The organism is Streptomyces sp. NPDC020898 (assembly GCF_044333925.1).
Classification (GTDB): Bacteria; Actinomycetota; Actinomycetes; order Streptomycetales; family Streptomycetaceae; genus Streptomyces.
In genome coordinates, this window is record NZ_JBIRRV010000001.1 from 423,722 (window position 1) to 437,187 (window position 13,466).

General features: G+C 69.3%; 7 protein-coding genes. 2 read left to right on the forward strand and 5 right to left on the reverse strand.

The annotated features are described in order from the left end of the window. Positions 1-28: 28 nt before the first annotated feature. The gene (locus tag ACH4TV_RS01920) at positions 29-751 is read left to right on the forward strand and encodes a TetR/AcrR family transcriptional regulator (RefSeq protein ID WP_398393204.1); all 723 of its coding nucleotides are present in this window, start codon (positions 29-31) and stop codon (positions 749-751) included. Between the two features lie 19 nt (positions 752-770). Here ACH4TV_RS01920 and ACH4TV_RS01925 read toward each other — a convergent pair whose 3' ends face one another. From ACH4TV_RS01925 to ACH4TV_RS01940, 4 genes are all read right to left on the reverse strand, one after another. Continuing rightward, positions 771-1,127, reverse strand: coding sequence for a 5-carboxymethyl-2-hydroxymuconate Delta-isomerase (locus ACH4TV_RS01925; protein ID WP_398393206.1), 357 nt, complete (start codon positions 1,125-1,127; stop codon positions 771-773). A gap of 35 nt (positions 1,128-1,162) precedes the next feature. Further along, positions 1,163-2,803 carry a SpoIIE family protein phosphatase gene (locus ACH4TV_RS01930; RefSeq protein WP_398393208.1) on the reverse strand — a complete coding sequence of 547 codons (1,641 nt, stop codon included), beginning with the start codon at positions 2,801-2,803 and terminating at the stop codon, positions 1,163-1,165. A 72-nt stretch (positions 2,804-2,875) separates the two neighbouring features. Then, the gene (gene pulA / locus ACH4TV_RS01935; protein ID WP_398393210.1) at positions 2,876-8,344 is read right to left on the reverse strand and encodes a pullulanase-type alpha-1,6-glucosidase; all 5,469 of its coding nucleotides are present in this window, start codon (positions 8,342-8,344) and stop codon (positions 2,876-2,878) included. A 127-nt stretch (positions 8,345-8,471) separates the two neighbouring features. Beyond that, positions 8,472-9,854 (reverse strand): alpha-amylase family protein, encoded by a 1,383-nt coding sequence (locus ACH4TV_RS01940; RefSeq protein ID WP_398393212.1) that lies wholly within the window; start codon positions 9,852-9,854, stop codon positions 8,472-8,474. A gap of 354 nt (positions 9,855-10,208) precedes the next feature. Between ACH4TV_RS01940 and ACH4TV_RS01945 the strand changes: the two genes are divergently transcribed. After that, a complete protein-coding gene (locus ACH4TV_RS01945) occupies positions 10,209-11,546 on the forward strand; it encodes a ferric reductase-like transmembrane domain-containing protein (protein WP_398393214.1) in 1,338 nt (445 codons plus the stop codon). Positions 11,547-11,641: 95 nt separating this feature from the next. Here ACH4TV_RS01945 and ACH4TV_RS01950 read toward each other — a convergent pair whose 3' ends face one another. Beyond that, entirely contained in the window at positions 11,642-13,321 is a 1,680-nt protein-coding gene (locus tag ACH4TV_RS01950) for an alpha-amylase family glycosyl hydrolase (RefSeq protein ID WP_398393216.1), read from the reverse strand. Positions 13,322-13,466: the final 145 nt, after the last annotated feature.

Here is a 13,466-nt window from a genome sequence, read left to right on the forward strand (position 1 = left end):
GGCCGGTTCCGATCGGTAAGGTGTTCGCATGACAACCGGGGTTCGCCGCAGAATGGGAGTCGAGGAACGCCGGCAGCAGTTGATCGGCGTCGCCCTCGAACTGTTCAGTCGCCGCTCGCCCGACGAGGTCTCCATCGATGAGATCGCGTCGGCCGCGGGTATCTCGCGCCCATTGGTCTACCACTACTTTCCCGGCAAACTCAGCCTGTACGAGGCCGCGTTGAAGCGTGCGTCGGACGATCTGGCGGGCCGGTTCGTGGAGCCGCGGGAGGGTCCGCTGGGGGCCCGGCTGCTGCGGGTGATGCGCCGGTTCTTCGACTTCGTCGACGATCACGGGCCCGGTTTCGCGGCGTTGATGCGCGGCGGTCCCGCGGTGTCCGCGGACGGGGTGCGCACGGCGAGCAGCGCCTCGGCGACCAACGCGCTCATCGACGCCGTACGACAGGCCGCGTACGTCCAGATCCTGTCGCATCTGGACGTCACGGCCGAAGAGGCGCCCGCCCGGCTGGAGTTGGTCGTCCGGACGTGGATATCTCTCGTCGAGTCGACCGCGCTGATCTGGCTGGACGGGCGGCGCGTGCCGCGCGGTGAGCTGGAGGCGCAGCTCGTGCACGACTTCGCGGCGCTGGCCGCCGTAAGCGCCGCCTATGACGAGGAGATGGCCGCGCTGCTGCGCCGGATGCTCAAACAGGAGCCGACGGACGGCCCGTTCAGCGACCTGGTCGCGCGGCTGATCTCCCTCGCGTCGTAACCGCGTCGTAGCCGACCGGTCAGTTGTCGAACTTGCGGTAGGAGTCGTCGAGTTCGCGGACCTCGACCGAGGCGTGCAGGGCGAGGCCCTCGACGGGCTTCACATGGGTGCGCACCAACTCCAGTACGGCTTCCGTCAGTTGGATCTTCGTCTCCGCCGTGCGCCCGGTGAGCATGCCGATCCAGACGTGCACGACCGCGTGGCCGTCGCTGTCCGCGCCGACCGTGGCGTCCTCGGTCCGGCGGAACTGCGTCTTGCACGCCTCGAGCTTCGCCTTCGCCGTCGCGACGACCTCCTCGTGCAGCGCGAGCGCGAACGCGCGCCGGTCGAAGGCCTCGGCCAGCGGACCCGAGTAGTCGACGGTGATCTGCGGCATGGATCAAACCCCTGTTCTATGACGGCACGACTGCCTCACCCTACCGGCGGGGTCTCGTCGACGAGCCGCAGCGCCAGCATCGCGATGTCGTCCTCCCGGTCGTGGCCGAAGCAGACCAGGAGCGTGTCGCACAGGGCGTCCAGGCCGGGCAGCGAACCGGAGGCGGCGGCGCGGAGGTGTTCCAGGGAGTCCGCGAGGTCGGTGCCCCGGGTCTCGATCAGGCCGTCGGTGACCATGAGGAGCCGGTCGCCGGGTTCGAGGAACAGTTCGGTGGGCGGCGGATGGGACAGGCCCACGCCCAGCAGCGGGCCCTCGGCCTTGGCGTAGTCGGCGCTGTTGGTGTCCCGGATGATCAGCGGCGGGATGTGGCCCGCGTTGGCGATGCGGGTGCGTCCGGTGCCGGGGTCGACCAGGACCAGGCAGACGGTGGCCGTGACCTCGGGGTGGTAGCGCTGGAGCATCCGGTCGAGGCGCTCGGCGAGCACGGCCGGGTCGCTCTCCTCGACGCAGTAGGCGCGCAGCGCGTGCCGGATCTCGACCATGACGGTGGCCGCTTCCAGCGAGTGCCCGACGACGTCGCCGACCGCGGCGAGCACGCCGTCGTCGGTGCTCAGCGCGGCGTAGAAGTCGCCGCCGATCTCGGTGTCCTGGGAGGCGGGCACGTACCGGACGACGACGTCGAGTCCCGGCGTCTCGGGCAGCCGGTCGGGGCGGGGCAGGAAGCTGTGCTGGAGGGTGAGGGCGACGTTCCGCTCGACCTGGTACATGAGCAGCGGTTCTGCGGCGAGCGCGGTGGCCTGGGCGAGCCGGGCGACCAGGGACTCCTTCTCGGGGCTGACCCGGCGCACACCGCGGGTGGGCGTGGCCAGGCACACCGATGCCCGGCCGTCGTGGGTGGGGATCAGCACCAGGCGGGCGTCGTGCTGCACGTCCGGCCGGAAGAACCCGGCGGGCCACAGCGGCGCGGGCACCGTGGTGATCTGTATCCCGCTCTGCCCACGGGTGAGGCGCCTGAGCAGTCCGGCCACGACCCGGTGGGCGCTCTCGTCCGGCATGGCGAGCGAGGTGCGGTCCCGGGAGGTGGCGCGGTACAGCTCGTCGTCCGCGCCGAGGAAGAACACGGCGGCGGGATGGCCGGTGAGCCGCGCGGTGCCCTCAGCGGCGGCGTCGGCGAGTTCCTGGAGGGAACGCGCCGCCTGGATGGTGAAGATCGTCTCCGACAGCCGGGTCAGCCGCCGCGCCAGCGCCTGGTCGTCGGCCCGCAGCCGCGCCGCCCGCACCGCGGCCCGCACCACCGCGTCGATCTCCTCGGGCTCGGCGGGCACCGACAGAAACGCCTCCCCGCCCGCCTCCAGCCCCAGACAGCGGTCGCCCGGGGACAGGGAGGCCGCCGAGAAGTGCACGACGGGCAGGCCCGCCATGTGCGGCCGGGCCTTGAGCCGGCGGCACAGTTCGACCCCGCTCATGTCGGGCAGGTTCACATCGATGAGGGCCACGTCGGGCAGGGTGCCCTTGCGCAGCCGTACGTCGAGTTCGGCGAGCGCCTCGCTACCGGTGGCCGCCGAGACGACCTGGTGACCGGCGCGGCGCAGCAGGGCGCCCATCGCATACCGGCCGGCCGCTGAGTCGTCCACGACGAGCACGGTGGTGTCTGTCCACTTGCCGTTGCCGTCCATCTGTCCGCCCTTGGGCAACACCGGTGGGGCAGACCGCGGTTCGGAGTCTGCCCCACCAAGGTAATGCCCTTGTCAGGCGGTCCGCGAGAATACCGCCACAGTCCGGCCCGGAACGGCGAACGTGCCCGATTCCCGCGCGTACGAAGCGGACTTGACGGTATCGTCCGCTCCCGCCCGCTGCACCGGGTGCAGCGCGTACGCCGTCCCGGCCAGCGCGCCGACCTGCTGCTCCCGTACGGTCGGCGTCGCATTGAACACGACGACCAGGTCACCGAGTTCCATGGTGATCACACCCGGTGTCTCGTCCTTCCCGGACAGCGGGAAGGAGAGCTTCGACTGCACCTGCCCTGCCGTGTCGAGGGAGAACACGCTCTCTGTCGTACGGATTCTCAGCAGGTCCTGGTACGCGGCGGACGCGCCCTCGATCTGGGCGCAGCCGACGGTGGCGGTGGCGGTGGTCAACAGGGGTTTGGCGTACGGCCATTTGGAGGCATTGTCTGCCGCCATGGGCAGCCCGCGTCCGAAGCCGTTGCCGTCCGCGCAGTCCCAGTGGATGGCGTTGAACCAGTCCCCGCTGTCGTACGAGTTCCGGTCGAGGGACTTGGAGCGCAGCAGATCGGTGCCGGCCTGGGAGAGGGCCGGTCCCTGCGAGAGGGTGGCCGTGGCCATGGCGAGGACCTGCATACGGGCCCGGTCGGCCGCGCTCGTCGTGGCGGGCAGCTTGAAGGCGAGGGCGTCGAACAGCGACTCGTTGTCGTGGGCGTCGGCGTACGCGAGGGCGTCGCCGGGCGCGTCCGCGTATCCGGCGGGCGAGCCGTTGTAGTCGACCTCGGAGCCCTTCACCTCCGTGCCGCCGGTGTCGGTGAACCGGTAGGCGGCGAGGTTGCCGCTCAGCCCCACCTTGATCAGGTCCTGGTAGTGCAGGAGACGGGCCTTCTGCTCCGCCGAAGTGCCGTTGCCTGTCGATGAGTTGGGGTCCGTGTACAGCCCGGACGCGAAACCCTGGACGCCCGGGTCCTCGTCGAAGGGGCCGCCGCCGCGCACGGCGTCACGGGCGCGGTCGGAGAAGGTCGCGATGCCCGTCCCGGCCATGTTCAGCTGCGTGGCCTGGACGAAACGGGCGTCGTCGGCGACCTCACCGAAGTTCCAGCCCTCGCCGTACAGGATGATCTTCTTGCCGTCGACGCCGTCCTTCTTGAGGGTCAGCGCGTCGAGGGCCTTCCTGACGGCCAGGATGTTGGCCTTCGGGTGGTGGCCCATCAGGTCGAAGCGGAAGCCGTCGATCTTGTACGCCCTGGCCCAGGTGACGATCGAGTCGACGACGAGCTTGCCCATCATGGCGTTCTCGGTGGCCGTGTTGGCACAGCAGGTGCTGTTGGCGACGGAGCCGTCGGCGAGCAGCCGCTGGTAGTAGCCGGGGACGATCCGGTCGAGGACGCTCGTCTTTGCCTGACCGCTCGCCGCCGTGTGGTTGTAGACGACGTCCATGACGACCCGCAGCCCGTCCTGGTTCAGCGACTTGACCATCTCGCGGAACTCGACGGTACGCCGCGTCCCGTCCGGATCGGTGGCGTACGAGCCCTCCGGGACCGTGTAGTGGTACGGGTCGTATCCCCAGTTGTAGGCGTCCTTCGCGGCCACCGCGGCCACGCACTCCTGCTGCCGCTCCGAGTCGGCCGGATAGGCGCCGAGGTCGCAGTCGACGGTCGCCTGGTCGGCCTTCCGCTCCGGGATGGTGGCGATGTCGAAGGCGGGGAGGAGATGGACGTACGAAGTGCCGGACGCGGCAAGGGACTTGAGGTGCTTCGTCCCGTCGCTGTTCCGGTCGGCGAAGGCGAGGTAGGTGCCGGGGTGGTCGGCCGTGCGGTCCTCGACGGAGAAGTCCCGGATGTGGAGTTCCTGGATCTGGGCGTCCTTCAGCGGTACGGCAGCGGGCTTGGTGAGGGACGACCAGCCCTTGGGAGCAAGGGACTTGTCGGCGAGGTCGACGACGAGGCTGCGTTCGGAGTCGGCGGTGAGGGCGAGCGAGTAGGGGTCGGTGACGGTGTTGGTGACGACCTTTTGGACGCTGGGCGCCCACACCTTCACGACGTACCGATAGGCCTTCCCCTTCCAGGACTTGGGCCCGGCGACAGACCAGACACCGGTCGCGTCGTCACGCTTCATCTTCTTCGGCTTTGAGGAACCTTCCAGTTCCACGGCGACCGACTGGGCCGTGGGCGCCCAAACCGCCAGCGTGGGGCGGCCCTTGTGGAACGTCGGCCCCAACTCCGCCTTCGTCGCCGCTCCGTACAGATCGTCGAGTACGCCGGCGAGCTGCACGCCGGTCGCGGCGAGCACCGCGCCGTTCGCGGCCCGCTGGGAGGCGATCACCTGCCCGCGCAGCGCCTGACGCACCCGGTCACGGTCACGCGGGTCGACCGTCCAGGCGGTGTACGAGGCGAGGTGCGGGTACGTGGCCTTCTGGGCGTCGGTGAGGGTGGTCCGGGACAGGCGCAGCCACTTCTGCTGGCCGGTCAGGATGCCGTTCTCGACGGCGACCGAGCCGTCGGAGGAGGCGAGGAGCTGGGTGGAGGCGGCGGCCTCGGACCCGTTCCAGGCGACGGTGTTCCGGTCGATCCAGACCGCCTTGGAGGTGGACAGGTCGAGTGCGGCGGCACTGCCGGCCGGCTGCGGGAGCAGGTGCTTCTCCTGGCCGTTCACGAGCCACACCTCGTGGCCGTCGGCGGTGAGGTCGAGCGACCGGTCGGTGGGCAGGTCCTTCTCATCACCCTTGTGGATGATGTAACTGAGGCTGGTGGAACCGGAGTTGAGCGGCACCTCGAAGACCGCGCCATACGCGTCAGTCTCCACCGGCTCCAGGGGCTTCGACCAGTCCGTGGGATTCGCGGCACCCGTCCAGGTGTGCAGACCCCAGCCGGTGTAGTCGCCGTCGGTGCGGTGGTAGTGGATGACGGCCTTGGTCGTGTCCTGGGGCGGGTAGTCGGCGGTGGGCCTCTCCGTGCGGATCTCGGGCTTGCCCTGCTCGATCCAGACTTCGCCGGTCCGCGTCACGTCGATCGTGCGGTCCGCGGAGACGTCCTTGTTGCCGTCCTTGTCGATGACGAGGAAGCCGACGTTCGAGGCACCGGGCTTGAGCTTGACGTAGGCGAAGGCGCCGTAGGCGTCCCGGCCGATGAAGGGGTGACTGTCGGGCCAGTTCGTCGACTCGCCGTCGGCGAGGTCGCCCCACGCGTACACGCCCCAGTCGCCGTAGGCCCCGTCGGTGCGCTTGTAGTGGACGATCGCGTGGTCGCGGGAGGTGGCGGTGGGGATCTCGGGGGTGGGTGGGGTGCCGGTGGTGGAGGTGGCCGTCGTACTCGCGGTGCGCCCGGCCGAGTCGACTACAACCGCCTTGTAGCGCAGGGCGGTTCCTGGCGGTACGTCGGCCGCGATGGTGTCGGTGACCTTGTAGGGGGCGTGGTCGGCGGAGCCGAGGGTGCGCCACTTGCCGTTGCCGGTCTGGGCGGCGAAGACGACGCGGTTGAGTCGGCCGCCGTCGATGTCGGCGGTGACTTCTACCGTTCCCGTGACACCGGGGGCGGGGGCCCGGAGGATGATCGTCGGCTTGGTGGCCGGCTTCGGGAGGGGGCTCGCCGCCTTCAGCACGACCGCGGAACCGGCCGGGACGGTGACGGTGACCCGGGTGTCGGAGGCGGACGTCGGTGCCGCGTCGGTGCCGTAGATCCCACGGAACCGCGTGTTCGCGGAGCCGGTCGGGAAGGTCGCCGTACGAGGGGCGTCGGCGTTGTTGAAGGCGACCAGGTACTCGGCGCCGCCGCCCTTGCCCGCGCCGCTGCTCACCTCCGTATGGGAAGGCGGGGAGATGCGGGAGAAGGCGTAGACGCCGGCGCCGTCGGCCGCGTACCGCTCGGTCTGGATGCCGTCGGTGAGGGCGGGGTGGTCGCGGCGGAGCTTGGCGAGAGCACTGATCTGCTGGTAGAGCGGTGCTCTCGTGTCGTAGGCGTCCTCGGCGTGGGTGCGGTCCGTGCCGAGTTCGTCGTCGTCGAGATAGTCGGCGACCCGGGAGGCGAACATCGTCTGACGGGCGTCCTTGTCGCCGCCCGCGCCGGTGAAGCCCTGCTCGTCGCCGTAGTAGACGACCGGGTTGCCCCGGCTGAGGAACATCAGCTCGTTGGCGAGCCGGTCCTTCTTCAGCAGTTCGGCGTCGGAGGCGGTCGGGTCGTCCTGTCTGAGGAAGGTCCCGATGCGGCCCATGTCGTGGTTGCCGAGGAAGGTGACCTGCTCGTACGCGTTCGCCTTGTCGGTCGTGTACTTGTAGTCGTCGCCGAAGACGGACGCAAGCTTCTGCGCGCTGGCCCCCTGGGAGGCGTACTGCCGGGCGGCTTCCTGGAAGGGGAAGTCGAGTGTGGCGTCGAGGCGGCCCTGGGTGACGTACGGCGAAGTGATCGACGTGTCGGCGGAGTAGACCTCGCCGAACATGAAGAAGTCGTCGCGGCCCTGCTTGGCCGCGTACGCGTCGAGGGCGGTCGCCCACTGGGTCCAGAACTCCGTGTTGACGTGCTTCACGGTGTCGATCCGGAAGCCGTCGATGTCGAAGTCCCGTACCCAGCGCTCGTAGATCTTCTCCATGCCGTCGACGACCTCGGGACGCTCGGTCCACAGGTCGTCGAGACCGGAGAAGTCGCCGTTGGTGGAGCTCTCACCGGCGAAGGTGGAGTCACCGCGGTTGTGGTACATCGTCGGGTCGTTGAGCCAGGAGGGGACCTTGATGTTCTTGGTGGTCTCGGCGGCCTTGGTGACCATCGGGGTACGCGGGAAGGAGTCGGTGTCGACCGCCGGGAAGTCCTGGGTGCCGTCCGCGTATTCGGAGTCGTCGAAGGGTTCGCCGTCCTTGGTGAGGTACGGGAAGGCGCCCTTGGAGAGATAGCCGTACGACTTCTCCTCGTAGTCGACGACGTCGGCCGTGTGGTTGGTGATGACGTCGAAGAAGACCTTCATGCCCTTGGCGTGCGCCTTGGAGATGAGGGTCTCCAGGTCCTTGTTGCTGCCGAAGTGCGGGTCGACCTGGGTGAAGTCGGTGATCCAGTAACCGTGATAGCCGGCGGAGGCGTTGGCCCCCTCCCCCTGCACGGGCTGGTTCTTGAAGATCGGCGCCATCCAGATGGAGGTGGTGCCGAGCCCCTTGATGTAGTCGAGGCGCTGGGTCAGGCCCTTGAGGTCGCCGCCCTGGTAGAAGCCCTTGTCGGTGGGGTCGTAGCCGGTGGCGAGGCGTGAACCGGTGAGCCCGCCGCGGTCGTTGGCGGCGGAGCCGTTGGCGAAACGGTCCGGGAGGACGAAGTAGAACTGCTCCCGGGTGGCGTCGTGGCGAGCGGGCTCGGCGGCGAGCTTCGCATCCGACGGAGGCGGTGGGGGCGGGGTGTCCGCCCGGGCCGCCAGGGGCTGGACGAGTGCTGCGGCCAGCGCGGTCACGGTGGCCGCTGCGACCCGTCCAGCGTGGGCAGTTCGGCGCCTGGGCGACGCCGGCCATCTCGGTATCACGGACGTGGACTCCTTGCGATGACGGCTCTGTGGGTCCGACCCCGCGTGACCGTATCGCCGAAGAAAGGCTTACAGCAAGAGTCATGAAACCCTTGGAAAACAATTTCAACGACAGAGTCCGTCCGGGTCAGCAGCTCGACTTGCCCGCGTAGATCGCCAGAGCCGTGTTGGCGGCGAGCGTCGCCGTGAACTGACCGCTCGAACTCACCGTCACCGTCGTGTTGTTCTGCACGTTGCAGTACGTCCCGGCGGCCAGCGAGGTCTGGTACGTGCGGTTCAGACTGCCCGACTCGTGGTTGATGGCGACGAAGCCCTTGGCGCCCCGCCCGAAGGCGATGGCGTCGGCGCCGTTGTCCCACCAGTTGGTGACGGACTCGCCGCGCACGGCGTTGCGGAAGGCGACCATGCGCAGGATCTCCGGCCAGGCGTGCTGGCACTTCCAGCCGTCCCGCCAACAGGCGCTCACCGCACCGCTGTTGGGCGGTCCGGCGTCCGTGTCGGAGAACTCGTAGCCGGAGTTGATGTCCGGGGCACCGTACGGGTAGGCGAGCATGAAGACGTTGGCGAGGGTGTAGTTCGCCCCGTCCTTGTAGTTGAGCGTGGAGCCGTTGCGCTCGGTGTCGTGGTTGTCGACGAAGACACCGGAGACACCGCTGCTCATGTACCCCCAGCCCTCGCCGTAGTTCTTCAGGTAGGCGAGGTTCTCGCTGTTGAAGACCCGCTTGAGGTCGAAGGCGTACCGGAACTCCTGCACGTCCCCGCTGCCCGTGTACTCGGTCGGCTGGACGGCCTCCCCACTGCCGTAGATGGCCTCCTGCTTCCAGTACACGGAGGTGTTGGACAGCCGCGACTTGATGTTCGCGAGGTCGGTCGCCGGGATGTGCTTCGCCGCGTCGATGCGGAAACCGTCGACGCCGTAGCCGAGCAGGGAGTTCATGTACCCCGCGATGGTGGCGCGGACGTACTCCTCACCGGTGTCCAGGTCGGCGAGGGTGACGAGCTCGCAGTTCTGGACGTTGGCGCGGTTCGTGTAGTCGCTGATGGTGGACGTGCAGTCGTCGAAGTCGTACGAGGAGTACAGGCCGGGGTAGTTGTACTTCGTGTACGACGAACCGCCGGTACCGGTGCCGCTGCCCGCCGACATGTGGTTGATGACCGTGTCGACGACGACCTTCACGCCGGCCGCGTGACACGTGTCCACCATGCTCTTGAAGGCGGTCGCGTCGCCGAGCCGCCCGGCGATCTTGTAGCTGACCGGCTGGTACGACGTCCACCACTGCGAGCCCTGGATGTGCTCGGCGGGCGGCGAGACCTGGACGTAGCCGTACCCGGCGGGGCCGAGGGTGTTGGTGCACTCCTTGGCGACCGAGGCGAAGTTCCACTCGAAGAGGACGGCGGTGACGTCCTTGGTGCCGGGCGGGGAGGCGTGGGCAGCGCCCGTCGGGACGGCGAGCGCGATCGACGCACCGGCCGCGAGGGCGAGCGCGCCGGAGAGGGTTCTGCTGGCCATGTTGGGGGTCCTTCTCCGTTGAAGGTCCAGGCAAGATCCTTTGCAGGTTCTTGCTGCAAGATGGCTGAAAACTTTCAACCGACCAGAAGGTACGAGTCCACTTGTCGGGCGGTCAACCCTTGGGGCACTTCCTCTTCACGTGCGCGAAATCTCTTCACAAGGAGGGGTGTTGACCCGCCGCGGCGCCTTTGCCCGAACCGCGACGAACCATCTGTCGAAGGCCGGGCCGCCGAACCCGCCAAAGGCGGTCAGATTCGGTGGTTCCGGCATGAACGGATCGGGCCCGTCCGCCGTACCCTTACCCGATCGAGGCGAGTCGCGAGTACCGCGGCCACGGGGGACAAGGGGCAGCCAATGGCGGCGACGAGCGACTCGGTGCGCAGAGGCACCGTGCTTCCGGTGGACGCGGCGCGCTGGGCGATGTGGACTTTCGTCATCGTCAATGTGGTGATCGTCGAGGCGTTGTTCGTGAGCGCCGGTTCGGGCAAGAACGGTGTGCTCACGGTCGCGAAGTTCTTCGGACTGCACGCGGCCCTGCTGATGCTGTTCCAACTGCTGCTGGTGGCCCGGCTGCCGTGGCTGGACCGCCGTATCGGGATGGACCGGCTCACGGTGTGGCACCGCTGGGTCGGCTTCACCCTGCTGTGGACCGTCCTCACCCACGCCACGCTGGTGGTGCTCGGCTACGCGACGCTCGACGACACGTCCATGGGGAAGACGTTCGTCGCACTGAGCGGAGTGCTGGCGTCCCTGCTGGGCATGTGGGCCGCGGCCATCATCCTCGTCATCGGCGTGATCTCCACCCGGCCCCTGCGACGGCGGCTGCGGTACGAGGTCTGGCACGGGCTGCACCTGCTGCTCTACGTCGCCCTGGGCCTGGCGTTCGTCCACCAGTTGGAGGAGACCACGACCTTCACGTCCTCCGCGTTCGCCGAGGCCTACTGGTGGATCCTGTGGCTGTTCTCCTTCGGCGCCCTGCTGACCGGGCGGATCGCGGTGCCGCTGTGGCGCAACGCCTACCACCGGTTCCACGTCACGGCCGTGGTACCGGAGTCGGACAACGTGGTCTCCGTGTACGTCACCGGCCGACACCTCGACAAACTCCCCGCCCGCGCGGGCCAGTTCTGCATCTGGCGGTTCCCCGGGCACAACAACTGGTGGCTGGCCAACCCCTTCTCCCTGTCGGCGGCGCCCGACGGACGGGGGCTGCGCCTCACGGCGAAGGCGGTCGGCAGCACCAGCGCCGGCCTGCGCAACGTCCCGGTCGGCAGCCGCGCCTTCGTCGAGGGGCCGTACGGGGCGTTCACCTCGCTGCACCGGACGCGGCCCGGCGCCCTCCTGATCGCCGGTGGCGTGGGGATCACGCCGGTGCGGGCGATGCTTGAGGAGCAGTCGGCCGGTGACATCGTCGTGCTGTACCGCGTCCGCAGCGAGGCAGACGCCGTGCTGCTGAACGAGATTCGCCGGCTGATCGCGCTCCGGGGCGGCCGGCTTCACCTGCTCACCGGCAGGACCGTCGAGGGCGCCCCGCCGTTCGGCCCGGACAGCCTGCGCCGACTGGTCCCCGACGTCACCGAACGCGACGTGTACGTCTGCGGCCCGCCCGCCATGACCGCGGCCGCGCTGTCCGGCCTGCGAGACCTGGGGGTCCCCGCGCGACAGGTGCACTCCGAGAAGTTCGGCCTCGCCTGACCGGGGACAAGCGGCAACAGGTCGACATCCCTTACCGACCACGCAGGGCCCGCCTCCCCGAACCGGGCGGCGGGCCCTGGCCCTGAACGGGATCCTCAGGCCGTCGTCCACCACACCGTCGTGTCCGCCGGGACCTTCGACTCGCCGTCCGCCTCGGTCACCTCGCCGCTGGTGAGCAGGACGCGGCCGTACGCCGGGGTCGTCACCGAGTCGCCGCTCGTGTTCGCGACGCACACGAACTCGCCGCGCCGGAAGGCCAGTACGCCCTCCGGTGCGCGCAGCCACTCCACCGTGTCGCCCGCGCCGAGGTCGGGCTGGGAGCGGCGGACAGCGAGCGCCGAGCGGTACAGCTCCAGCGTCGAGCCCGCCGTGCCGTCCTGCGCCTCAATGCTCAACTCGCCCCAGCCGTCCGGCTGCGGGAGCCAGCTGCCGCCCGCACCGAAGCCGTACGACGAGCCCTCGCGGGTCCACGGGATCGGGACGCGGCAGCCGTCGCGGAAGCCGTCCTGGCCGGCGCCGCGGAAGTAGGCCGGGTCCTGACGGACGCTGTCGGGCAGGTCCACGACGTCCGGAAGGCCCAGTTCCTCGCCCTGGTAGACGTACGCCGATCCCGGCAGCGCCAGCATCAGCAAGCTCGCCGCGCGAGCGCGCCGCAGGCCCAGTTCCCTGTCCCCCGCCTCCCGGATCTGCGTGCCGAGGCCGGGCGGGTTGGCGAAGCGGGTGGCGTGGCGGGTCACGTCGTGGTTGGAGAGCACCCAGGTCGCCGGGGCGCCCACCGGACGCATCGCCTCCAGGGTGGAGTCGATGACCTTGCGCAGTTCCGCCGCGTCCCAGGCCGTGCTCAGGTACTGGAAGTTGAAGGCCTGGTGGAGTTCGTCGGGGCGGACGTAGTTGGCCGTGCGCTCGACCGTCGGCGTCCACGCCTCGGCGACGAAAATGCGCTCCCCCGCGTACTCGTCGAGGATCGTGCGCCACTGGCGGTAGATCGCGTGGACGCCGTCCTGGTCGAAGAACGGCATGACATCGTTGCCCAGCAGCTTCACCTGGTCGTGGGATCCCAGGTCCGGGAGCCCCGCCGCCTTCACCAGCCCGTGGGCGACGTCGATACGGAAGCCGTCGACGCCGATGTCCAACCAGAACCGCAGGATCGAGCGGAACTCGTCGCCGACGGCCGGGTGTTCCCAGTTGAAGTCGGGCTGCTCGGGCGCGAAGAGGTGCAGGTACCACTCGCCGGGGGTGCCGTCGGGCTCGGTGATCCGCGTCCAGGCCGGGCCGCCGAAGATGGACTCCCAGTCGTTGGGCGGGAGTTCGCCGGTCTCGCCCTTTCCGGGGCGGAAGTGGTACCGGTCCCGGAGAGCTGAGCCGGGGCCCTCCCGCAGCGCCCGCTTGAACCACTCGTGCTGGTCGGAGGAGTGGTTGGGGACCAGGTCGACGATGATCCTCAGGCTCAGCTCGTGTGCGTCACGGATCAGCGCGTCGGCGTCGAGGAGGTTGCCGAACATCGGGTCGACGGCCCGGTAGTCGGCGACGTCGTAGCCGGCGTCGGCCTGCGGGGAGGCGTAGAAGGGGCTGAGCCACACGGCGTCGACGCCCAGGTCACGCAGATACGGCAGCCGGGATCGTACGCCCTCCAGGTCGCCCATGCCGTCGCCGTTGCTGTCGGCGAAGCTGCGGGGGTAGACCTGGTAGATCACCGCGTCGCGCCACCAGTCGTGGGGGGCGGAGACGCCGGGGGCGGTGGAGGTCGGGGCCGGAGCGGTGGTGTGCTGGCTCATAACGTCCTTGATATGTAACGGAGTTCGGGTCATGTGGTGGTTTCTGGCTGCTTTGAGGCTGCGGGGCAGTGGGGGCTTGTCGCGCAGTTCCCCGCGCCCCTAAAAGCAAAGGGGCGCGGCCGAACCGTCAGACTTAGGCAGCCCG

Excerpts from the sequence above, each read along its gene's own strand:
- ACH4TV_RS01940 (WP_398393212.1), bottom strand. The coding sequence starts at position 9,854 with ATGGCCAGCAGAACCCTCTCCGGCGCGCTCGCCCTCGCGGCCGGTGCG.
- ACH4TV_RS01945 (WP_398393214.1), top strand. The coding sequence starts at position 10,209 with ATGGCGGCGACGAGCGACTCGGTGCGCAGAGGCACCGTGCTTCCGGTG.
- ACH4TV_RS01920 (WP_398393204.1), top strand. The coding sequence starts at position 29 with ATGACAACCGGGGTTCGCCGCAGAATGGGAGTCGAGGAACGCCGGCAG.
- ACH4TV_RS01930 (WP_398393208.1), bottom strand. The coding sequence starts at position 2,803 with ATGGACGGCAACGGCAAGTGGACAGACACCACCGTGCTCGTCGTGGAC.
- ACH4TV_RS01925 (WP_398393206.1), bottom strand. The coding sequence starts at position 1,127 with ATGCCGCAGATCACCGTCGACTACTCGGGTCCGCTGGCCGAGGCCTTC.
- ACH4TV_RS01950 (WP_398393216.1), bottom strand. The coding sequence starts at position 13,321 with ATGAGCCAGCACACCACCGCTCCGGCCCCGACCTCCACCGCCCCCGGC.